The following is a 20818-nucleotide window of genomic DNA, read 5'->3' as shown; positions in this document are numbered from 1 at the left end:
CCGGGATTTCCCGAACAACCAAGGAGCTCTCCCATGACCACCGCCACCGCAGAAGACCTGATCACCTCCAACGACTGGCAGTCCCTGTGCACCAGGGAGGACCTGGTCGCCCACTCCGGCATCGCCGCCCGCATCGAGACTCGTGACGGCCCCGCCCAGGTCGCGATCTTCTACCTACCCGGCCACGCCCCGGAACTCTATGCCATCGACCACCACGACCCCTTCTCCGGCGCCAATGTCATCGCTCGCGGCATCATCGGCGACGTCGCGGGCGAGCCGGCCGTGGCCTCGCCGCTCTACAAGCAGCACTTCAGGTTGCGCGACGGGCAGTGCGTGGAAGACGAGCAGGTCAGACTGCGCACCTGGCGCGTCGCCCTGCGCGACGGACACGTCCTCGTGCAAGCCTGACACCGCGGCCCCGCCACCCGGCGGGCCCGGTTCGTTGACGTAGCCGTAAGGCTCGTCTACTTGCAGACTTGACGATATGGTCCATGCTAAGGAAGCGTTGACGACAATGCCGATCATTGCACCCTCGACGCCATCCAATGTCCAACCCGATAGAGACCCGACAAGGAGGAACACTAGCGATCAGGGAGACACGTCACGCCCTGTCACAGACCTGACATTTTGCGCTGACAGTGTCGACATCGAGGCGTCATGTTGGTGACGCCGATCCGGTGACAATCAGGAGAGCTGCGCCGATGGTACGCATCGACAAGAAAGCCACCCGGCTTTACGTGCTGGACACCAATGTCCTGATTCACGACCCCGCCGCCCTCTACCAGTTCGACGAGCACGAAGTGGTGATCCCGATGACCGTGCTCGAGGAACTCGACAAGCACAAGAACGGCATCCGCGAGATCGCTCGCACCGCCCGGCAAGTCAGCCGAACCCTTTCCGACCTCACCGCCAACGTCGATATCGGCCAGATTCGCGACGGCATTCCCATTCCTCGTCTCACCGGCCCCGAAGGCCGACTTCGCCTGCTCTGCTACAACGACCTCAAGCCGCTCGACCCACTCGAGGACAGTCCGGACAACCGGCTGCTCACCGAGACCTGCCGGCTGCGCGACGAGCGCCCCGATGCTTCGGTCGTGCTGGTCACCAAGGACATCAACCTGAGGGTCAAGGCGGCAGCGCTAGGCGTACCCGTGGAGGATTACCTCACCGACCGGGCCTTCGACGACAGCGACGCCATGATCAGCGGCGCCCGCATCTATCCCGAAGCCGGCCACGACGGCAGTGGCCTGTGGGGAACCCTGCGTGCGGACGTCCAGGTGAGTCGCGAGGACGACCGAGTGGTCTATCGCCTCGCCGGCGAGATCCCGGAAGACTGGCACCTCGGCATGCTGGTGTCGGACAACGACAACGGTGCCAGCTTCGAGGCCGTGGTGCGTGAAGTCAGCCCCCGACACGCCCAGCTCGAGTTGCTCACCGACTATCGCCACGGCGCCAGCGTATGGGGCGTCCACGCCCACGACAGCCGCCAGAATTTCACGCTCAACCTGCTGATGGACGACGACATCGACCTGGTCACCATTGCCGGCAGCGCCGGTACCGGCAAGACCTTCATGACGCTCGCCGCCGCCTTTCAGCAGACGCTGGACACCAAACGCTTCGAGCGAGTGGTCTTCACTCGGGCGCCGATCTCGATGAGCGAGGACATCGGCTACCTGCCCGGTACCGAGGAAGAGAAGATGTCGCCCTGGATGGGTGCCTTTCACGACAACATGGACAACCTGCTGCGCGACGAACACGACGGCAGCACCACCTGGAACCAGGAGGCCACCCGCCAGTTGCTCGGCTCCCGGGTGCAGATTCGCGCCCCGGGGTTCATGCGTGGCCGAACCCTCAACGACACCTTTCTGATCATCGACGAGGCACAGAACTTCACGCCCAAGCAACTCAAGTCGCTGATCACCCGCGCCGGGCGCAACACCAAGATCGTCTGCCTGGGCAACGTGGGGCAGATCGACACGCCTTATCTCACCGCCAACACCTGCGGCATGGCCGCTGTCGTGCAGCATTTTCGCGACTGGGCCCACGCCGGTCACGTCACGCTGATGAGTGTGGAACGCTCACGCCTGGCACTCGCCGGCGAGGAACTCCTCTGAACATCGCCAGGATCGCGATCCTGCAATGCAAGGGGCCGGCGCAAGACGCCGGCCCTTCATGTCATTGCCTCAAGAAAAACGCGTGAACTCCGATCCGACACGCTTCAGGCGCCGCGATTCACCGCCTTCTCGATCAGTGCCTCACTGTCGCTGCCCGGCCCTTGCTTCAGTACCTTGCAGGCCTCGTGATAGAGGCAGACAAAACGCTGGCATGACGCACAGTGCACCTTGTCGTCGGGATTCTTGATACTGGGGACCCGCATCAGGTGGCTGCCGCAATTCGGGCAGGCCACGGGCAAACGTAAATCTTCCGATAAGGCCATGAGCGTCTCCTCTTTGCCAGTTCATGCCGGTTATCCATGCGGCTGGCCCAATGCCGACAGGGCTCTTGCCGGGAGCCGTCAGTCCGTCTCCCCCTTCTAGACCATAACGGGCCGGAGGGCGAACGCCAACCAGGGTGGCCTCAACCGCCGAGCCGAGCACACAGCCAGCGACTGATATCGGCGACCTGCTGGGGGCAGACGGCATGGGCCATGGGATATTGCCGATATTCGACCGGATACCCCATGGCCTGCAGGCGTTCATGCGCGGCACGCCCCAGCGACTCGGGTACCACAGGGTCGAGATTACCGTGGTGCACCTCGATGGGCAGGTCGCGATTGGCATCGGCATAGTCGAGGCTGTCGGCCGTGGCGAGATAGGTCGACAGGGCCAGCAACCCGCCCAGGCGCTGAGGGAAGCTCAAGGCCGCGTCGTAAGCCACGGCGCCCCCCTGGGAAAAGCCGGCGATGATGATACGCCCCGGCGCGATACCGTGGTCGATCTGTTCCTGAATCAAGCCTTGGAGGCGTTCGGCAGAGGCCTTCAACTGAGCCTCGTCGACTTGGCGATCCAGACTCATCTCGGTGATGTCATACCAGGCAGGCATCACCATGCCACCATTGACGGTCACCGGCAGACGAGGCGCATGGGGCAGGATGAAACGCACGCCGGCATCGGCGGGCAGTTCCAGAGCCGGTACCAGAGGCTCGAAGTCATGCCCGTCGGCGCCCAGACCATGCAGGATGAATACGCAGGCATCGGCGACCTTGCCGTTGGCCGGCTCGATGATCAACTCGTCGGGTGCGCTCATGGCGACATCATCTCCACAGACAAAAGCCACACCCTAGCGTAACGGCTGCGCCAAATAAATCACGGCCGGGGCCCCGGCGGCATTTTGTTGTTGTGCAAACGCAAGCGGGGCCCGCTTTCGCGGGCCCCGCCATCCCACCATCCAAGCGGATGGTGACTATCCTGCATCAGGACAATCGACGATCAGTCGACGACCTTGATGTTGGACGCCTGCAGGCCTTTCTTGCCCTGAGTGACGTCGAAGGAGACCTTCTGGCCGTCCTGCAGAGACTTGAAGCCGTCTGCCTGAATCTCGGAGAAGTGAGCGAACAGGTCGTCACCGTTGTCGTCCGGAGAGATGAAGCCGAAGCCTTTGGTGTCGTTGAACCACTTGACAGTACCGGTAGCCATTTTTCGAATTCCTCAAATAGCATTGATTTGCCGGGAAATACCCGAGTTGCAGTGGGTAAAACAAGAAACGTTTCACCGGGAAATCGATGCACTGAGCGTTTCGATGACCACTTGCGATGTTCGACTTGCCAACCTACTGCGAACTAGCATGCGCCTGAGCGAGGCGCAGGTCAAACACTATTTGCTCGATATGACGAGATCATGACGTTTCGGCCAGGATCCAACCGGCCGCTTTCTCGGCGATCATCAGGGTCGGTGCGTTGGTGTTGCCGCTGGTGATGGTCGGCATCACGCTGGCGTCCACCACCCGGAGCCCCGTCACGCCACGCACCCTGAGGTGCGAATCGACCACCGCCGAGGGGTCATCGTCACGCCCCATGGCCGCGGTGCCCACGGGATGGAAGATGGTGGTGCCGATGTCGCCGGCCAGGCGCGCCAGCTCCTCGTCGGTCTGGTAGCGCTCGCCCGGCTTGATCTCTTCGGGACGATAGCGGGCCATGGCCTGTTGAGCGATGATGCGACGGGTGATGCGCAGCGAGTCCGCCGCGACCCGGCGGTCTTCCTCGGTTGCCAGGTAATTGGGCGAAATCAGCGGTGCCAGGGAAGGATCGCGACCGGCAATGCGTACCCAGCCCCGACTGGTCGGATTGAGGTTGCAGACACTGGCGGTGATCGCCGGAAAATCGTGCAGTGGCTGCCCGAACGCCTCCAGGCTCAACGGCTGCACGTGGTATTCGAGATTGGCATGCGGTTGGTCCGGTGCGCTGCGCGTGAAGACGCCGAGCTGGGAAGGCGCCATGCTCATGGGGCCTGAACGTCGCAGCAGGTATTCCAGGCCGATGCGCGTCTTGCCGAACCATGAACCGACACGGGTATTCAGGGTATCGGCGCCGTTGACACGATATACCGAGCGCAATTGCAGATGATCCTGCAAGTTCTCGCCCACACCCGGCAAATCGACGATCAAGGGAATGTCGTGCTTGGCAAGCAATTCGGCCGGCCCGATACCGGACAGCTGGAGCAGTTGCGGCGAGCCGATGGCACCAGCGCACAACACCACTTCGCGGGCCGCTTCCACCTCGACGACCTCACCATCCCGCATCACCCGCACGCCAGCGCAGCGGGGGCGGCTCGACTCTTCCGCATCGAAGCCCAGGCACTGCACCTGGCTCGAATGCCAGAGGGTGAAGTTGTCACGTCCCTCGATGCCTCGCAGGAAGGCCTTGGCAGTGTTCCAGCGCCAACCGCTCCGCTGGTTGACCTCGAAGTAATCCACCCCTTCGTTATCGCCACGATTGAAGTCATCGACCCGAGGAATGCCGGCCTGCTCGGCGGCCTGGGCGAAATCGTCGAGTACCTGCCAGCGAAGCCGCTGACGCTCGACACGCCATTCGCCACCATGGCCGTGGAAGTCGCGATGCGCGGCATCGGGCTCAGCCCTGTCATCGAGACGGTGGTAATCCTCGTGATGCATGAAATCCGGCAGACAGTTCGCCCAGCGCCAGGCATCGTCGCCGGTCACCTCCGCCCAGTGGTCGTAATCCCTGGCCTGGCCTCGCATGTAGATCATGCCGTTGATGCTGGAACAGCCTCCGAGCGTCTTGCCTCGCGGATAGACCAGCCGGCGCCCGTTGAGTCCCGGTGATGGTTCGGTGCGAAAACGCCAGTCAGTGCGCGGGTTGTCGATGCAGTAGAGATAGCCGACGGGAATGTGAATCCAGGGATAGGTGTCACGCCCTCCCGCCTCGATCAGTAGCACGCGCCGCTCGCCGTCCTCGGTCAGGCGCTTGGCGAGCAAGCAACCGGCGGTGCCGGCACCGACGATGATGGTGTCGAAACGATGGCGCTGCGTCATGGTCTGCCTCCTGCATCCGACAAGACGATGCCTGACACGCTAGCGCTCGGTGCCGCGAATTGACAGTCGACCTTCCGCGACATGCAATAGCCGGACCCTCATCGCAAGGAGAGCGTGTCCACATGTACCGCCTACCGAGTCGCTACGGCGCCTATGCCATCAGTCTCGCCGGTCTCGTCGTCTGCCTGCTGGGCCTGGTCTTGGCCCCGGCCTGGCCCTGGGGACTGGGCGTTCTGGTCTTCGGCCTGCTGGTCGCCCTGGGCACCCATGACGTGTTCCAGCACCATCACACCGTCAGCCGCAACTATCCGATACTGGCCCATCTGCGCTATTGGCTGGAGTCCATCGGCCCCGAGATCCGTCAGTACTTCATCCAGTCGGACACCGAAGAGCGGCCTTTTTCCCGGGAACAGCGCAGCCTGGTCTACCGCCGTGCCAAGAACACCATCGACAAGCAGCCGTTCGGCTCCCAGCGCGACATGCAGGCCCCCGGCTACGAGTGGATGAACCACTCCCTGGCGCCAAAGCACATAGAGGACCGTGACTTCCGGGTCGTCATCGGCGCCGACCGCCCCCGCCCCTACAGCGCCAGCGTTTTCAACATCTCGGCAATGAGCTTCGGTGCCCTCTCGGCCAACGCCATCCGTGCCCTGAACGAAGGCGCACGGGAAGGCAACTTCTATCACGACACCGGCGAAGGCGGCCTGTCTCCCTATCATCGCCATGGCGGCGACCTGGTCTGGGAGCTCGGCTCCGGCTATTTCGGCTGTCGCGATGCCGAGGGCCGCTTCGACCCCGAGCGATTCGCCGAAACCGCCAGCCTCGAGGCGGTGAAGATGATCGAGATCAAGCTCTCCCAGGGTGCCAAGCCCGGCCATGGCGGCGTACTGCCCGGTGCCAAGGTGACCGCCGAAATCGCCGCGACCCGAGGCGTGCCGGAAGGTCAAGATGTCATATCCCCGGCGGCCCACAGCGCCTTCACCACGCCACGCGAGATGATTGGTTTCATCCAGCGACTGCGCGACCTTTCCGGCGGCAAGCCGGTCGGCATCAAGCTGGCCATCGGCCATCCCTGGGAATGGTTCGCCATGGTCAAGGCCATGCGCGAGGAAGGTGACCACCCGGATTTCGTGGTGGTGGATGGCGGTCAGGGCGGTACCGGCGCGGCGCCCCTGGAGTTCGTCAACCGCCTCGGCATGCCACTCACCGAGGCTCTGCTGCTGGTGCACAACACTCTGGTCGGTGCCGGCCTGCGCGACAAGATCCGCGTGGGCGCCGCCGGCAAGGTCATCAGCGCCTTCGACATCGCCCGCACCATGGCGCTCGGCGCCGACTGGTGCAACGCCGCGCGAGGCTACATGTTCGCCCTGGGATGCATCCAGGCCCAGAGCTGTCACACCGATCGCTGCCCGAGCGGCGTGGCAACCCAGGACCCTCGACGCGGTCGCCGGCTGGACGTCCCCCTCAAGGCCGAGCGAGTGCAACGCTTCCATGCCAACACCCTGAAGGCACTGGCCGAAATGCTGACTGCCGCCGGCCTCAGCCACCCCGGCGAACTGGGTCCTGAACACGTGATTCGTCGTATTTCACGTCACGAGGTACGCAGTCTCTCCACCCTGTTCGATTTCGTAGCACCGAACGAACTCTTGGAGGGAGGCGCGTCGCGCCATGCGGTCTTTTGCGATTACTGGGAGCAGGCCGACCCCGACAGCTTCGACCCGCCGCTCAACGTCTGGCAGTTGCGCCAGAGTAAGCTGGTATAGTCGGCAACAGGTCTCATTACCCCACAAGGTTTCCTCACACCCACGAAAAACGGCAGGCGTGGCGCCTGCCGTTGAGAGAGGGTTCCCGTGGGACGAAGCGAAACCTCAGTCGTGCTCCACTCCGATCACACCGTCCTGGCCCTGACGGGTGGTGACTTCGAGCTCGCGACCGTTCTGGCCGCGGCCTTCGATCTCGATATTCCCCGCCTCATCGATCTGCAGACTCTCGAATTCCGTCATGCCCTCGGCACCAGCGGAGGAGAGTGCCTGACGCACATCATCGGCGGTCATGCCCCAGGCACTGGTGATCAGACGCTTGCGCTCTTCGCGCAGGACGTCGTCGCCGCTCAGGGAAAGCCGGACATCGGCATACCACTCGTCGTCCAGCCAGCCCTCGATCTCGACGGCATCACGCCCCTTGGCCTCGATCTCCTCGATATGGGTAAAGCCGAAGGTCTGGGCGCGATCGAGCACCGCGTCGATGCGATCCAGGCCGAGGCTTCCGTCAGCCTGAGCACTGCCGGCCACCAGGGCCAGGGTGGTGGCGGATGCGATCATCAGGGTCTTGAATGTCATGGCAACGTCCTCTGTGTTGGTGCATTCATCGTGAGTGCAGGGATGTTATAACAAGTCCTACCTTGCCGAGAGCTGACAAGGCCGTTCATGCTGCATTCATGTCATGACTGGCAACCTCTGGGCCATGATGATCACGCGCGCGCTTCCCTCTCTCCACCAACGCCGGCTGCCTCGCCGCCTGGGCCGAGCCTCGTGCGGCGTGCTGCTGTGCATCGCGCTCTCGGCACCGGCCATGAGCGACGAGCACTGGCAACGCCTCCACGACGACGTGCGTCGTGGCGAGGTGGTCGAGCTGCCGGTCATCCTCGACTGGCTGCAGGCGCACTACGCCGGCGAGATACTGGAAGTCGAACTCGAGCGTGACGACGGCCCGCTGATCTACGAGATCGAGATGCTCGGCCCCCAGGGCCAAGTGGTAGAATTCGAGTTCGACGCCGTCAACGGAGAGCTGATCGGCATGGAAGGCGTGAACATCAATGCCATGAGGAAGGCACCATGAAGGTCTTGCTGGTAGAGGACGATGGCCCGCTCGCCGAAGCACTGAGTGCGGCCCTGGCGGATGCCGGCGTGCTGATCGAGTCGACCGCCAGCGGCACCGAGGCCGACTTTCTCGTCCAGACCGAACACTACGACGCCGTGATTCTCGACCTGGGGCTACCCGATGGCGACGGCACCCGCTGGCTGGCCCAGTGGCGAGAAGCGGGCATCGACCTGCCCGTACTGGTGCTCACGGCACGGGAGCGTTGGGCGGACAAGGCTGCCGGTTTCTCGGCCGGCGCCGACGACTATGTCACCAAGCCCTTCGAGACTGCGGAGGTGCTCTTTCGGCTGCGTGCCCTGATGCGTCGCAGCCACGGCCATGCCCATCCCGTGCTGCGCGTCGGGGACCTGGCCTTCGACACCCATACCGGCAGCGTGACACTGACTGGCCGCCCGGTCAGCCTGACCGCTCAGGAATCCCGGCTGCTGGCCTATCTGGTACATGCCGCACCCCGAGTGGTCAGTCGTGCCGAGCTTGCCGAGCATGTCTACGACCGCGACCACGAGCCGGACTCCAATGTCATCGACGTGCAGATCAGCCGGCTGCGTCGCAAGCTCGGCAGCCAGCGCATCCAGACCCAGCGGGGTCAGGGCTATCGGCTGGTCGACCTCGATGAGGCATCATGAGCCGGCGGCTAGGCGACATCCTGGTCCGCGCCTCGGTTGCCACGCGCCTGCTGCTGGCCGCGCTTCTGCTCGTCCTCTTGCTGCTGCCGCTCGCCGGCCTGGGGCTGGCTCATCACTTTCGCGACTCGGTCACCACCGTCTTCGACGAACGCCTGCAGGCCCTGCTCAACGTGGTGATTGCCGGCGTCCACTACGATGAAGTCGAGCAGCAACTGATCCACGACCGCCCCCTGGGCGATCCTCGCTTCCGCCAGATATTCTCCGGCTGGTACTGGCAGGTCAGCGACGGCGACTCACGAATCCTGACCTCGCGCTCGCTATGGGACCAGCGCCTGGCGCTCGAGGACAGCACCTCGCCCCGCGAACTCGTCGGCCCCCGGGACACGCCGCTGCGCGTCGTCTCCCGCGACATTCGGATCGCGCCACTGGCCACACCGCTACGGGTCAGCGTGGCGGCCCCCAGCAGTACCATCGACCTCGAGGCCTCGCGCTTCAATCGTCTGCTCAGCCTCTCACTGGCGGCCCTTGGCCTGTTGATACTGCTCGGCCTGGCGGTACAGATTCGCTGGGGCCTGGCCCCCCTGCGGCGCTTGCGCGACGACCTCAAGGCCGTGGAAAACGGCGATGCCGAACGGCTCGGCACCCGGCTTCCTGCCGAACTGGCGAAACTGGCCGGCGCCATGAACGCGGTTCTCGAGCGCGACCGCCGCCGGCTGGAACGTGCCCGCCACGCAGCCGGCAACCTGGCTCATGCGCTGAAGACCCCCGTCAGCGTGCTGACCACCCTGGCCGAGGGATTACCCGGAGACTCGCAACGCCGCTTCAAGGCTGAACTGACCCGCATCGACGATGCCACCCGCCACCATCTCGCCCGCGCCTCGGCTGCCGGCGACGGTGTCCTGAACCGGCCGATCCAGTGCCTCGACACCCTGCGACCGGTGCTGGAGGGCCTGACACGCCTGGCCGAGCGTCGAGGCTTGTCCCTGACGCACGACCTTCCCACCTCCCTGACCGTTCGCCTTGATCCGCAGGATCTGCAGGAAGTGGTCGGCAACCTGCTGGACAACGCCTTGCGCTGGGCCGAGCAGCGTGTGCACCTGAGTGGCGGCACCGATAACCGGGGCACCTGGTTGCGCGTCGAGGACGATGGGCCCGGCATGAGCGAGGCCGACTGCCAGGCCGCCCTGGCACGAGGCGCCAAGCTCGATGAACAGCGCTCGGGTAGCGGGCTCGGACTGGCCATCGTCAATGACCTGGTCACCCTGCACGATGGCACCCTGACCCTCGAACGCGCCGATCTGGGCGGTCTGGCCGCCAGGGTCTGGCTGCCCGATCACCCCTGGTGAGGGGTGGGTTCCCCGGCATAAGCACATGACGAATCATGCTTTGCCAGATGGTATCGCCACCTGGCAGAATCTGCCGCCCTTTACCGTGAAAATCATTTCTGAAAATGAAATCGTATCTTGCCAAGATGCGCGGCGCCCGCGCGTCCCGACGTGACATCGACTGGCACGATGCCGCCTGGTCCTGGCTTGGCGCCTTCATCGGCATGGGTGCCGTCACCATGCTCGGAGAGCGTTGGCTCACCGAGCAGCTACTCGTCGTCGGCTCGTTCGGCGCGACCTCTGTTTTGCTCTATGCCGCGCCGGAAAGCCCCTTCGCGCAACCCCGCAACGTGCTGCTCGGCAGTCTTCTCTCGGCCCTGGTCGGCGTCGCCTGCTTCGAATGGTTCGGCGCCACGGCGCTGGCCGTGGCACTGGCCGTCTCGCTATCGATCCTGGTGATGCAACTCACGCACAGCGTGCATCCTCCCGGTGCCGCAGCCGCCTTGATTGCGGTCATCGGCGGCCACGACGTTCATGCCTTGGGCTGGTGGTTCCCGATCCTGCCGATCGCGCTCGGCTGCAGTGTCATGCTCATTGTCGCCATGCTGGTCAACAACCTCGCTCGCCATCGGCGCTATCCTCATTACTGGTAGCGGCGACGTTCGTGAATTTCACGACACGCCATCGTGATATCCTTGTACTCGCGGGGGCCGGCAAGGGCGCCCGATGACCGTGGCGAAAAGGAATTCACGACATGACGACAGCGGAAGACGCCTCCCAGCCCCTACCTTCCGTACTGGCAGGTCCTCTGCTGAGGCGCCTGTCGAGCGAGCGCCTGCTGTTCTGGCTGGTGGGCAGCCGACCGCTCGACATGCAACTGGTTCTGCAACCCGACGGCCAACCCCCGCGCCGCCTGACGATCAACGACAAGCGGCGGCGCTGCCTGCCGCTGGGCCGCCACGCCTATCTGCACCTGATCGATGTCTCGCTCGAGACTCCGCTGCCTCAGGATGTGCGCATCGACTACGACCTGCGCCTTGCCGACGAGGGCGGCATCGCCGACTGGGCCCCTCATCTGCTCCACGAGGGCAGCCGACGCCCAGGCTTCGTGCTCGCCTCTACCCAGCGTCGGCTGCTTCACGGCTCCTGTCGGCGTCCGCACCACGACGGGCCAGACGGCCTGGCGCGCGCCGATGCCTGGCTCGCCGAACGACGCGACGACACTGGCCAATGGCCCGCCTGGCTGCTGCTGACCGGCGACCAGGTCTATGCCGATGACGTGGCCGGCCCCATGCTGGTGGCGATTCACCAGTTGATCCAGCGCCTGGGATTGTTCGACGAACCCCTGGAAGGCGCCACCGTGGCCGACAGCCGCGCCCTTTACACCACCGATACCGCCTACTATCGCCGTGACTCCCTGCTGCCGGATGTCACCGAGAGCAATGACCTGCGCAAGCGCTTCTTCGGTGGTGCCAGAAAGCCGATCTTCACCTCGGCCAATGCGTCCAACCACCTGATCAGCTTCGGCGAGATCATCGCCATGTATCTGCTGGCCTGGTCGCCGACACCCTGGCGCCTGGTGGATATCGCTGAGCCGGCACTCGACGAACCCCATGCCGACATCTTCGCGAATGAGCGCGGCATCATCGAGCGTTTCGTCGACGACCTGCCCGCCGTGGCACGCCTGATGGCTCACCTGCCAACGCTGATGATCTTCGATGACCACGATGTCACCGACGACTGGAACCTGACCGCCGACTGGGAAGAGACCGCCTACGGCCACCCCTTCTCGCGACGCATCATCGGCAACGCTCTGATGGGGTATCTGCTCTGCCAGGGCTGGGGCAATGATCCGGACCGGCTGGCCGACCCCATGGAAGAGGTCGCGACGCTACTCGACACCGCCGCCCGCGAAGACGGCTGGCTGCCTGCCGAGCCGCACGATGTCTTCCTGCGCCATTTGCAGCGCTTCCAGGGCTGGGAATATCAGATTCCCGGCACTCCCCGGCTGGTGGTGCTGGATACCCGGACCCGCCGCTGGCGCAGCGAACGCAAGCTGGGGCGCCCATCCGGGCTCATGGACTGGGAGGCACTCTCCGATCTGCAACAGCAGATTCTCGATGCCCCCTCGGTGGTGATCGTCTCACCGACACCGATGTTCGGCGTCAAGCTCATCGAAGTGGTGCAAAAGCTCTTCACCCTGGCCGGCAAACCGCTACTGGTGGATGCCGAAAACTGGATGGCCCATCGCGGCGCGGCCAGCGTGATGCTCAACATCTTCCGCCACTCCCGGACGCCGGGCCATTACGTGGTCCTCTCAGGGGATGTTCACTATTCCTTTGCTTATGATATCGAGCTCCGCCATCGCCAGCATGGCTCGAAGATCTGGCAGATCACGTCCAGCGGCGTGAAGAATGCCTTTCCCGACACCCTGCTGGATGCCTTCGACCGGGCCAATCGCTGGCTCTACGCACCGCGTTCGCCGCTCAACTGGTTCACCAAGCGACGGCCGATGCGCATCCGCCCGCGCGACCCGGATCGCGCCGAAGCCGGCGAGCGTCTGTGGAACGGCGCCGGCATCGGGCTGGTCGTGCTGGACGAACAGGGGCGCCCCGAGGAAATACGCCAACTCGATGCTCGGGGCTTCGATGTCGTTTTTCCGCCCCCTCGTCAGGAAAGTGACTGAAGGATCTGCCCGGTATCACGGTGAGCGCCGTCGTCGCCACAGCGACAAGCCACCGAACACCAGCAGCCAGGCATACCCCGCTGCCACTAGGTCATCGAGCACGATGCCGACCCCACCGGGGATGCCCTCCAGTTCGGCCGCTGGCGGCGGCTTGGTGATATCGAACAGCCGATAGGCAACGAAAGCGCCGGCCATGGCCAACGGCTGGCGCGCCGCTGCCTGACCGAGCACTACCACCGGGAAGGCGGCAATCTCGTCGAGCACGATACGCCCATCATCCTTGCCTCCCAGGCTGTCCGATGCCAGTTGGCAAAGGGGCATTGCTGCCACCAGCAATACGGCTACAAGACCGAATTGCACGGGGCGCGAGCGCCCCAGCAGCCACCAGGCCAGGGGCACCGCCAGCAGGGAGCCGATGGTGCCCGATGCCCAGGGCAACCAGCCAAGGCCAAATCCGGTGGCGGGCCATATCCATAGCGCTTCCATCTCAGCGGCTCCTCACCACACCGACATGCCACGCGTCAGCGGCAATTTCCATTTCCGTCTCCTTGACGAAACAAGGCGTCAGGCACGCAGCACATGCTCGAGGATCTTCACCACCTGGTCCGTCGTGCGAGCCCAGGCCATGGCCTCGGCGTCGACCTCCTTGAGCGGGTGGACGATCTCCTCGCTGTGCAGCGTCACATAGGGCTTGCCCAGCGCCGCGCAGTAGCCGGCATCGAAGGCGGCATTCCACTGCTTGTACTTGTCGCCGAAGCGCACGACCACCAGGTCGCTGGCGGCGATCAGGGTGCGGGTACGAATGGCGTTGACCTTGGAGGACCGATGATCGCGCCAGAAGCCCTCGCGTTCCTCGCCGAGATGGTCGCCGGCGGCATCGCTGGCATCATGATCGGTCACTGGCGAGGTCAGCACCACATCCAGGCCGGCCGCCTCGACGCCACGACGAATCTCGTCGCGCCAGTCGGTGTGGATCTCGCCGGACAAGTAAACCTGAAAACTCATCGTTTCTCCTCGTTATCATGGTTGTCGTATCGGGGTCGGCCCAGCGCCGACACGTTGTCATTCTACCCTGTCAATTTTGTATACAACAAAGCCAATCCATTGAATACGCTTCATTCCTTTTTCGACAAGCGCCCTTGAACATCGCATGATGGAAATTCACCGTGCCCGGCAGACCGGGCACGCCACCCGGCAGCAACGCGACACTCGACATGGTTCTCGACACCACTCAGCAGAATCAACGCATGACCCACTTCAGCGACCACGATGCCATCTGGCTGTTCGGCTACGGCTCGCTGATCTGGAAGGCCGGCTTCGCTTACCTGGAACGCCGCCCGGCCTATATTCGCGACTGGACACGACGCTTCTGGCAGGGCTCCCACGATCACCGCGGCACCCCGGCGGCACCGGGCCGGGTCGCGACCCTGCTCCCGTCTCCCGGCGCCATCTGCCATGGCATGGCCTACCGCATCACGCCGGAAACCCTCGGCCCGCTCGACGTGCGCGAGAAGAACGGCTATCTGCGCGAGGTCATCACCCTGCACTTCGCAGACAGCGACACGGCGCAGGGACTGGTCTACATCGCCACCGAGGACAACGCCGCCTATCTCGGCGATGCGCCGACGGCAGAGATCGCCCGGCAGATCGCCGAGGCGCGAGGCCCCAGTGGGCCCAATCGCGACTATCTGTTGAACCTAGACCAGGCCCTGCGCGCGCTCGACGTGGAAGACGCGCATGTCGCCGAACTGGCCCGCCACGTGCGCCACCTCGACAGCGAGACCTCGGATGCCTGATGCCCGCTGTCCCCGACACCATGACCGACTTTCTGGAGACTTGCCCGCATGATCGTCAATCTGGATGACGTCCAACACGCCGCCGAGCGTACCCGAGACCACCTGGTACGCACGCCCTGTCTGCATTCGGCCACGCTCTCGAAACTGACCGGCTGCGAACTCTACATCAAGTTCGAGAATCACCAGTTCACCGCCGCCTTCAAGGAGCGCGGCGCCCTGAATCGCCTGCTGCTGCTCTCCGAGGACGAGCGGCGCCGGGGCGTCATTGCGATGTCGGCGGGTAACCATGCCCAGGCGGTGGCCTATCACGCCGCCCGGCTGGGTATCCACGCCACCATCGTCATGCCGCGCCACACGCCCAACCTCAAGGTCCGCAATACCCGCAACTTCGGTGCCGAGGTGCACCTGCAGGGCAACGGCGTCGACGAGGCCGGTGCCTATGCCCAGCGCCTGGCCGAAGAGCGCAACCTGGTCTTCGTGCACCCCTACGACGATGAGCACATCATCGCCGGCCAGGGCACCGTCGCGCTGGAGATGCTTGAGGAGGTCCCCGATCTGGACAGCCTGGTGATCCCCATTGGCGGTGGCGGGCTGATCGGCGGCAATGCCGTGGCCGCCAAGGCGTTGCGTCCCGACATCGAGGTGGTGGGCGTGCAGACCCAACGCTTTCCCGCCATGAAACAAGCCCTGGCCGGCGAGCCGGTTCATTGCGGGCTGGCCACCCTGGCCGAGGGCATCGCCGTCAAGCAGCCGGGCAAGTTGACCCGGGAACTGGTCCGCGAGCTGGTCAGCGACATCACCCTGGTGGACGAGCCGGAGATCGAACGCGCCATCCTGATGCTGCTGGAGATCGAGAAGACCGTCGCCGAAGGCGCCGGCGCCGCCGGCCTGGCCGCCTTGCTCACCGATCCGGAGCGCTACCGTGGCCGCAAGGTGGGGCTGATACTGTGCGGCGGCAACATCGACATGCTGGCCCTCTCCTCGGTGATCCAGCGCGGTCTGGTGCGATCCGGTCGCATCGTGCGAGTACGCGTCGGCATCTCCGATGTGCCTGGTGCACTGTCCGAGCTCACCAACCTGCTCGCCGAACAACGCGCCAACGTCATCACCATCGCCCACCAGCGCACCTTCACCGATCTTTCCCTGCGCGCCACCGAGGTCGAAGCCACCCTGGAAACCCTGGGCCGCGAACATACCCGGGATGTCATCGAGGCATTACGCGCCGAGGGCTACGATCCCGTGCTGCCGGCCAACGAAGTGCATCCCGATGAACGCTGGGCCGACGACCCCGAGGGCCATGGCGAGTATAATGGCCGTGAATGACGCGACGCGTGCTTTGCTCGCGGGCCATCGACGCCCTACCCTATAACGCACTTGGCGTCACCCGCCCAGGCCAGGCCCCGTCACCGATGGTGCGTCACCGAACGCGTGACACCAGACGCATGCAGCGCCCGGGCCGGGGCGACAGCGACTCCCGGCTCGAGCAACGATCGGATGACGCAAGACGCCAATCCTCCATCGCAAAACGAGACGCGCAATGAGCAGAAAGATCAACGTGGCCTCCCCGCTTGTCATCCTGCATGGCGACGAGATGGCCCAGGTGGCCTTCGAACGCATCCTCGAGACCTTCGTGACCGCACCGCTGAACATCGAGCTGGTCGAGATCGACCTGACCGCGGAAAACCGCCTTTCCACCAACGGGCAGGCGGTGGTCGATGCCATCGAGGCACTCAATCGCCATGGCGTGGGCATCAAGAACGCTGGCATGACAGTCAACCGCGAACAGCTCGATGCGCTGCTGGCCAAGCATCCAGAACTGGATCGCGCCAGCCTCAAGCCACTGGCCACCAAGTCGCCCAACGGCGCCATCCGCAAGGGCATCGGCGGCAACATCACCCGCGAGGACATCGAGTTCCGCAACCTCCAGGTCAAGCGCCCGGCGTGGATCGGCCGCGACATCGAGGTCGAGACCATGGAGCACGGCGGCACCAAGGACAGCTACAATGCCCTGTCCGACGCCACCGGCGTGGTCAAGCTGCTGTTCGTGGGCCAGAGCGGTGACCCGATCGAGCTGCACCGCCGCGAGGTGAACAAGGGCGACCCCTGGCTGCTGGCCACCAACGACCTGGAGGACGTCAAGGCCTGGGCGCATCGCTTCTTCCAGCGCGCCATCGACGAGAAGCGCGATATCTACCTGGGGCTGAAGGACACGGTGATCGCCGGCTATGACGGCGTGATGCGCGCCGCCATCGAGGATATCTTCCGCGCCGATTACCAGGCCAAGGCCGAGGCACTGGGGCTCGAGTATCACTACGAGCTGATCGACGCCCAGGCCGCACGGCTGGTCGCCAACCCTCCCGAGCGCGCACTCTGGGGCGTGCCGGACAACAACACCGGACGCAAGCTCTACAAGCTGGTCGAGCAGCTCAAGCGCTACGGCATCCCCGACCGCAAGGCCCAGGTATCGATCTCGCGGATGAGCGCCGGTGGTGGCGACCAGTATGGCAGCTACAACGCCCCGGCTGAGGAAGACGGCATCCTCAAGGTCGTGGTCGACGGCGAAGAAAAGCATGCCCGCCGCGTGAAGAAGGGCGACCCCATTCTGCTGATGTCCAACGACCGCGCGGCCATCAAGGACTGGGTACTGCAGGTGTTCCGCGACGCCTCGCGCAAGGACAAGGAGGTCTATTTCGGCCTCAAGCGCGAGTACATGGATTACGACGAGGTGTTCAGCGACGTCATCACCGAGGCGCGTCGCGAACTCGCCAAGGCCGACACTCCCCCGCCGTCGTTCATGATCATGCGGCCCTCCAGCCAGCTGATCAAGATGATCACCGACCCACCCAGAAACGCCCTCTACCCGGCGCAGAACCTGGACGGTGACATCTTCTCGGACATCTCCGCCGCGCTCGGTGGCAGCCTGGCCACCGCCAGCTCGATCATCGAGAGCAAGAACGGCACCATGCTGTTCGAAGCGCCCCACGGTACCGCTCACGACCTCTATCTCAAGTACCTCGAGAGCGATGGCCGCGAAGCGCACTTCAACTCCTCCGCGCTGATCTACGCCGTGGGCAACGCTCTGGAGACCCTGGCGGAACGCGAGAACAACGCCGAGCTCGGCGATTACGCCATTCGCCTCAAGTCGGCCCTGATCGATACCATCGGCGACGGCATCGTCACCGGCGATCTCAAGGGCAAGACCACCGAGCCGGACAAGGAGACCGTAGTCGACATGCAGGGCTTCCTCGACGCCGTAGCGGCACGCCTGGCCTCGTGAACGCCACGGCGCATGCGCCCCCGGCTCGTGGCCGGGGCACGGCGACAGGCAGCACTCCTTCATGACCACCCTGGCCATCTACGTGGCCGCCGCCCTGGCCGAGATCGCCGGCTGCTTCAGCGTCTGGGCCTGGTGGCGGCTCGACAAATCGCTCGTCTGGCTGCTGCCCGGCGTGGCCAGCCTGATACTGTTTGCCTGGCTGCTCAGCCTGAGCGACGCCGATTACGCCGGCCGCGCCTATGCCGCCTACGGGGGCGTCTACATCGTCGCCTCGCTGGGCTGGCTATGGCTCGTCGAGCAACGCCTCCCCGACCGCTGGGACCTGATCGGCGCCACCATCTGCCTGGCCGGCGCCGGCATCATCCTGCTCGCCCCCCGGGGCGGCTGAGACGAAACGGCCGCTACCTGCCAAAGGGGCATGCCATACCCGCCCGTCCTCTCTCCCTTCCTCCACGCACTCACCGATCACTCCGGCCCCAGGGTATTGGACTCGGCGATCTCGATCAGGCGTCGTACCGCGGGTAGCCCGGCGTCGCGCCGCCACACCAGCATCAGCGGCAACACTATGTCCAGATCCTCGATGCGATGACTCACGACGCCTTCGGGAGATCCTGCCATGGTCATGGCGGGCAGGATGCTGCAACCCATGCCGGCAGCCACCAGGCACAGCATTGTGGCATTATCGGCGCCCTCCTGTACCACGTTGGGCGTGAAGCCGACCCGCTGGAACGCATGGATCAGCTTGTCGTGGTACGTCGGCGTGGCGCTGCGGTCGAACCAGATGAAGTCCTCGCCGTTCAGCTCGGCGAGCCGGCGCGGCGGATGTCGGGCGAGGGACGATGAGGCGCTGGTGACCAGCACCAGGTGATCTTCGTACAGGCAGTGGTGACAGAGGCTGTCGTCCTCCTCGGGAGGGAAGTACAGCATTCCCGCATCAAGCTCCCCCTGACGCAGAGCCTCGACCTGGGGGCCGGAGAGCAGTGACACCACCTGCAACGTGACGCCGGGATAGCGCTCACGGAACCGATTGAGCAGGCGCGTGATCTGCGGGACCCAGAGGTGCATGACCGTCACCCCCAAGCGTAACCGGCCCAGGTGACCGTCGGCGATGCGGCGGGCATTCTGCTTGGCCTGCTCGAAGTCGGCGAGCAGGCGTCGGGTATCCCGCGAGAAGGCCTCGCCGGCAGCGGTCAGGCAGACGCCGTGCCGAGAGCGACTCAGCAGTGGCGCACCCACATCTTCCTCCAGCAGCTGCAACTGTCGGCTCAGGGCCGGTTGGGCCAGGGGAATCCGACGAGCCGCCGACGAGATCGCTCCCTCTTCCACCACTGTCAGGAAATACTTCAACTGCTTGAAATCCATACATCCCCTGGAGCGCCGACATTTCATCCAATAATAGTATGGAAAGGGCAAAAAAATACTATTTTCTCTATGTGAAACACGGAACCAAGATGAAACCTGTCCTTCACAACCATCCAGGCCGCCATGACACATCATATCGACCCACGCTTCTTCGACACGATCCATGCCGAGCTGACGAGCCTGCGCCATGACCTGCATCGCCATCCGGAACTCGGCTTCCAGGAACATGCCACGGCCCGGCGCATCGCCGCTGAACTCGAACGTCTGGAACTGCCCTTCGAGACGGGCATCGGCCAGACCGGCATCGTGGCCACCGTACACGGCCAGAACGCTGACAACGGCCGCCGCATCGGCCTGCGCGCCGACATGGACGCTCTGCCGATCCAGGAGTTGAGCGATCACGATCATGCCTCTCAGGCACCGGGCCGAATGCATGCCTGCGGCCACGACGGGCATACCACCATGCTGCTCGGCGTGGCCCGCTATCTCGCCGCACACCGCGACTTCGCCGGGACTCTCTACTTGGTATTCCAGCCCGCCGAGGAAGGATTGGGTGGCGGGCGCGCAATGGTCGAGGACGGGCTCTTCACCCGCTTCCCCATGGACGAGATCTACGCTCTGCACAACTGGCCGGCAATGCCCGCCGGACAGGTCGCGGTGCGCCCGGGCCCGATCATGGCGGCGACCGACCGGCTGGACATCACTGTGCGCGGCAAGGGCGGCCACGGCGGGGTCAATCCGCATCTGTCGACGGATCCGGTGCGTATGGCCGGAGCCCTGATCCAGGCCCTGCATAGCATCGTCTCGCGGGACATCGACCCGCTCTCCCCCGCGGCCCTGAGCCTGTGCGGCTTGCAGGGCGGCGATCTCGACGGCTTTGCGATCATTCCCGACGAGGTCCGGATCAGCGGCACGGCACGCACCCTCGACGCCGAAAGCCGAGACCGCATGGAGCAGGCCGTGCGTCGCGTCTGCGATGGCATTGCCACGACCCATGGCGGCGAGATCGAGCTGGCCTACCAGCGCATCTTCCCGGCCACGGTCAATGCCGAAGCGCCGACCCGCCACGTCGAGGCCACGGTCGTCGAGACGCTCGGCGAAGCGGCCCTGGTGCGCAACGTACCACCGAGCCTCGGTGGCGAGGATTTCTCCTTCATGCTCGAACAATGCCCGGGAGCCTATTGCTTCCTCGGCACTGCCGAGGGCGAGGGAACCCCGCCGCTGCACAACGCTCGCTTCGACTTCAACGACGCCGTCATCCCCACCGGCTGTCGGCTCCTGCTGGCGCTCGGCCTCCGGGCACTGGAAATCACACCGGCGTCCGCTTCATGACCTTCTGAGACGGACCGCCGGCAACGCCCAATCCCTAACAACAA

The 20818-nt window shown here is 64.6% G+C and carries 21 protein-coding genes; 13 read left to right on the top strand and 8 right to left on the bottom strand.

What is annotated here, in order from left to right; translation table 11 throughout:
- Positions 1-33 precede the first annotated feature (33 nt).
- Positions 34-408 carry a nitrite reductase small subunit NirD gene (gene nirD / locus A9O65_RS09435; protein WP_064701978.1) on the top strand — a complete coding sequence of 125 codons (375 nt, stop codon included), beginning with the start codon at positions 34-36 and terminating at the stop codon, positions 406-408.
- 293 nt (positions 409-701) lie between these two features.
- Positions 702-2114 carry a PhoH family protein gene (locus A9O65_RS09430; protein WP_064697983.1) on the top strand — a complete coding sequence of 471 codons (1413 nt, stop codon included), beginning with the start codon at positions 702-704 and terminating at the stop codon, positions 2112-2114.
- Positions 2115-2218: 104 nt separating this feature from the next.
- Here A9O65_RS09430 and A9O65_RS09425 read toward each other — a convergent pair whose 3' ends face one another.
- From A9O65_RS09425 to A9O65_RS09410, 4 genes are all read right to left on the bottom strand, one after another.
- Positions 2219-2437, bottom strand: a complete 219-nt coding sequence (locus A9O65_RS09425; RefSeq protein WP_064697982.1) for a hypothetical protein — start codon at positions 2435-2437, stop codon at positions 2219-2221.
- A 140-nt stretch (positions 2438-2577) separates the two neighbouring features.
- A complete protein-coding gene (locus tag A9O65_RS09420; RefSeq protein WP_064697981.1) occupies positions 2578-3246 on the bottom strand; it encodes an alpha/beta hydrolase in 669 nt (222 codons plus the stop codon).
- 182 nt (positions 3247-3428) lie between these two features.
- The gene (locus A9O65_RS09415) at positions 3429-3635 is read right to left on the bottom strand and encodes a cold-shock protein (protein ID WP_064697980.1); all 207 of its coding nucleotides are present in this window, start codon (positions 3633-3635) and stop codon (positions 3429-3431) included.
- Positions 3636-3834: 199 nt separating this feature from the next.
- Positions 3835-5490 carry a GMC family oxidoreductase gene (locus A9O65_RS09410; RefSeq protein WP_064701977.1) on the bottom strand — a complete coding sequence of 552 codons (1656 nt, stop codon included), beginning with the start codon at positions 5488-5490 and terminating at the stop codon, positions 3835-3837.
- Between the two features lie 122 nt (positions 5491-5612).
- Between A9O65_RS09410 and A9O65_RS09405 the strand changes: the two genes are divergently transcribed.
- The gene (locus A9O65_RS09405; protein WP_064701976.1) at positions 5613-7253 is read left to right on the top strand and encodes an FMN-binding glutamate synthase family protein; all 1641 of its coding nucleotides are present in this window, start codon (positions 5613-5615) and stop codon (positions 7251-7253) included.
- A gap of 105 nt (positions 7254-7358) precedes the next feature.
- On the opposite strand, the gene A9O65_RS09400 is transcribed toward A9O65_RS09405, so the two are convergent.
- The gene (locus tag A9O65_RS09400; RefSeq protein ID WP_064697977.1) at positions 7359-7829 is read right to left on the bottom strand and encodes a hypothetical protein; all 471 of its coding nucleotides are present in this window, start codon (positions 7827-7829) and stop codon (positions 7359-7361) included.
- 124 nt (positions 7830-7953) lie between these two features.
- On the opposite strand from A9O65_RS09400, the gene A9O65_RS09395 reads away from it, so the two are divergent.
- From A9O65_RS09395 to A9O65_RS09375, 5 genes are all read left to right on the top strand, one after another.
- Positions 7954-8328: a PepSY domain-containing protein gene (locus tag A9O65_RS09395; RefSeq protein WP_244534392.1), complete on the top strand. Its 375-nt coding sequence runs from the start codon at positions 7954-7956 to the stop codon at positions 8326-8328.
- A complete protein-coding gene (locus A9O65_RS09390) occupies positions 8325-8996 on the top strand; it encodes a winged helix-turn-helix domain-containing protein (protein WP_064697976.1) in 672 nt (223 codons plus the stop codon). The genes A9O65_RS09395 and A9O65_RS09390 overlap by 4 nt, the downstream gene beginning before the upstream one ends.
- Complete coding sequence (locus A9O65_RS09385) at positions 8993-10342, top strand: sensor histidine kinase (protein WP_064697975.1); 1350 nt, start codon at positions 8993-8995, stop codon at positions 10340-10342. The genes A9O65_RS09390 and A9O65_RS09385 overlap by 4 nt, the downstream gene beginning before the upstream one ends.
- A gap of 104 nt (positions 10343-10446) precedes the next feature.
- Positions 10447-10974 (top strand): HPP family protein, encoded by a 528-nt coding sequence (locus tag A9O65_RS09380; protein WP_064697974.1) that lies wholly within the window; start codon positions 10447-10449, stop codon positions 10972-10974.
- Positions 10975-11075: 101 nt separating this feature from the next.
- On the top strand, positions 11076-13007 hold the full coding sequence (locus A9O65_RS09375; RefSeq protein ID WP_064697973.1) for a metallophosphoesterase family protein: 1932 nt from the start codon (positions 11076-11078) through the stop codon (positions 13005-13007).
- A 15-nt stretch (positions 13008-13022) separates the two neighbouring features.
- On the opposite strand, the gene A9O65_RS09370 is transcribed toward A9O65_RS09375, so the two are convergent.
- Both A9O65_RS09370 and A9O65_RS09365 read right to left on the bottom strand, forming a co-directional pair.
- Positions 13023-13493, bottom strand: a complete 471-nt coding sequence (locus A9O65_RS09370) for a phosphatidylglycerophosphatase A family protein (RefSeq protein ID WP_064701975.1) — start codon at positions 13491-13493, stop codon at positions 13023-13025.
- Positions 13494-13571: 78 nt separating this feature from the next.
- Positions 13572-14012 carry a YtoQ family protein gene (locus tag A9O65_RS09365; protein WP_064697971.1) on the bottom strand — a complete coding sequence of 147 codons (441 nt, stop codon included), beginning with the start codon at positions 14010-14012 and terminating at the stop codon, positions 13572-13574.
- 209 nt (positions 14013-14221) lie between these two features.
- Here A9O65_RS09365 and A9O65_RS09360 point away from each other — a divergent pair, with 209 nt between their 5' ends.
- From A9O65_RS09360 to A9O65_RS09345, 4 genes are all read left to right on the top strand, one after another.
- Positions 14222-14803 (top strand): gamma-glutamylcyclotransferase, encoded by a 582-nt coding sequence (locus A9O65_RS09360; RefSeq protein WP_064702056.1) that lies wholly within the window; start codon positions 14222-14224, stop codon positions 14801-14803.
- 48 nt (positions 14804-14851) lie between these two features.
- Positions 14852-16126 carry a threonine ammonia-lyase gene (locus A9O65_RS09355; protein WP_137055151.1) on the top strand — a complete coding sequence of 425 codons (1275 nt, stop codon included), beginning with the start codon at positions 14852-14854 and terminating at the stop codon, positions 16124-16126.
- A 214-nt stretch (positions 16127-16340) separates the two neighbouring features.
- Positions 16341-18080, top strand: a complete 1740-nt coding sequence (locus A9O65_RS09350; protein ID WP_064701974.1) for an isocitrate/isopropylmalate family dehydrogenase — start codon at positions 16341-16343, stop codon at positions 18078-18080.
- Between the two features lie 61 nt (positions 18081-18141).
- A complete protein-coding gene (locus A9O65_RS09345) occupies positions 18142-18468 on the top strand; it encodes a YnfA family protein (RefSeq protein ID WP_064701973.1) in 327 nt (108 codons plus the stop codon).
- Positions 18469-18545: 77 nt separating this feature from the next.
- Here A9O65_RS09345 and A9O65_RS17210 read toward each other — a convergent pair whose 3' ends face one another.
- A complete protein-coding gene (locus tag A9O65_RS17210) occupies positions 18546-19442 on the bottom strand; it encodes a LysR family transcriptional regulator (RefSeq protein ID WP_064701972.1) in 897 nt (298 codons plus the stop codon).
- Positions 19443-19565: 123 nt separating this feature from the next.
- Here A9O65_RS17210 and A9O65_RS09335 point away from each other — a divergent pair, with 123 nt between their 5' ends.
- Positions 19566-20774 carry a M20 aminoacylase family protein gene (locus A9O65_RS09335; protein WP_064701971.1) on the top strand — a complete coding sequence of 403 codons (1209 nt, stop codon included), beginning with the start codon at positions 19566-19568 and terminating at the stop codon, positions 20772-20774.
- Positions 20775-20818 lie beyond the last annotated feature (44 nt).

This window comes from Halomonas caseinilytica, from assembly GCF_001662305.1.
In the GTDB taxonomy this organism is placed as follows: Bacteria; Pseudomonadota; Gammaproteobacteria; order Pseudomonadales; family Halomonadaceae; genus Halomonas; species Halomonas caseinilytica.
This window is presented reverse-complemented; position numbering and strand designations above follow the sequence as displayed.

Coding starts and splice junctions, on each gene's coding strand:
- A9O65_RS09375 (WP_064697973.1), top strand. CDS start 11,076: ATGACGACAGCGGAAGACGCCTCCCAGCCCCTACCTTCCGTACTGGCA.
- A9O65_RS09415 (WP_064697980.1), bottom strand. CDS start 3,635: ATGGCTACCGGTACTGTCAAGTGGTTCAACGACACCAAAGGCTTCGGC.
- A9O65_RS09350 (WP_064701974.1), top strand. CDS start 16,341: ATGAGCAGAAAGATCAACGTGGCCTCCCCGCTTGTCATCCTGCATGGC.
- A9O65_RS09365 (WP_064697971.1), bottom strand. CDS start 14,012: ATGAGTTTTCAGGTTTACTTGTCCGGCGAGATCCACACCGACTGGCGC.
- A9O65_RS09385 (WP_064697975.1), top strand. CDS start 8,993: ATGAGCCGGCGGCTAGGCGACATCCTGGTCCGCGCCTCGGTTGCCACG.
- A9O65_RS09420 (WP_064697981.1), bottom strand. CDS start 3,246: ATGAGCGCACCCGACGAGTTGATCATCGAGCCGGCCAACGGCAAGGTC.
- A9O65_RS09380 (WP_064697974.1), top strand. CDS start 10,447: ATGAAATCGTATCTTGCCAAGATGCGCGGCGCCCGCGCGTCCCGACGT.
- A9O65_RS09400 (WP_064697977.1), bottom strand. CDS start 7,829: ATGACATTCAAGACCCTGATGATCGCATCCGCCACCACCCTGGCCCTG.
- A9O65_RS09355 (WP_137055151.1), top strand. CDS start 14,852: ATGATCGTCAATCTGGATGACGTCCAACACGCCGCCGAGCGTACCCGA.
- A9O65_RS09430 (WP_064697983.1), top strand. CDS start 702: ATGGTACGCATCGACAAGAAAGCCACCCGGCTTTACGTGCTGGACACC.
- A9O65_RS09405 (WP_064701976.1), top strand. CDS start 5,613: ATGTACCGCCTACCGAGTCGCTACGGCGCCTATGCCATCAGTCTCGCC.
- nirD (WP_064701978.1), top strand. CDS start 34: ATGACCACCGCCACCGCAGAAGACCTGATCACCTCCAACGACTGGCAG.
- A9O65_RS09425 (WP_064697982.1), bottom strand. CDS start 2,437: ATGGCCTTATCGGAAGATTTACGTTTGCCCGTGGCCTGCCCGAATTGC.
- A9O65_RS09345 (WP_064701973.1), top strand. CDS start 18,142: ATGACCACCCTGGCCATCTACGTGGCCGCCGCCCTGGCCGAGATCGCC.
- A9O65_RS09410 (WP_064701977.1), bottom strand. CDS start 5,490: ATGACGCAGCGCCATCGTTTCGACACCATCATCGTCGGTGCCGGCACC.
- A9O65_RS17210 (WP_064701972.1), bottom strand. CDS start 19,442: ATGGATTTCAAGCAGTTGAAGTATTTCCTGACAGTGGTGGAAGAGGGA.
- A9O65_RS09370 (WP_064701975.1), bottom strand. CDS start 13,493: ATGGAAGCGCTATGGATATGGCCCGCCACCGGATTTGGCCTTGGCTGG.
- A9O65_RS09335 (WP_064701971.1), top strand. CDS start 19,566: ATGACACATCATATCGACCCACGCTTCTTCGACACGATCCATGCCGAG.
- A9O65_RS09395 (WP_244534392.1), top strand. CDS start 7,954: ATGATGATCACGCGCGCGCTTCCCTCTCTCCACCAACGCCGGCTGCCT.
- A9O65_RS09360 (WP_064702056.1), top strand. CDS start 14,222: ATGGTTCTCGACACCACTCAGCAGAATCAACGCATGACCCACTTCAGC.
- A9O65_RS09390 (WP_064697976.1), top strand. CDS start 8,325: ATGAAGGTCTTGCTGGTAGAGGACGATGGCCCGCTCGCCGAAGCACTG.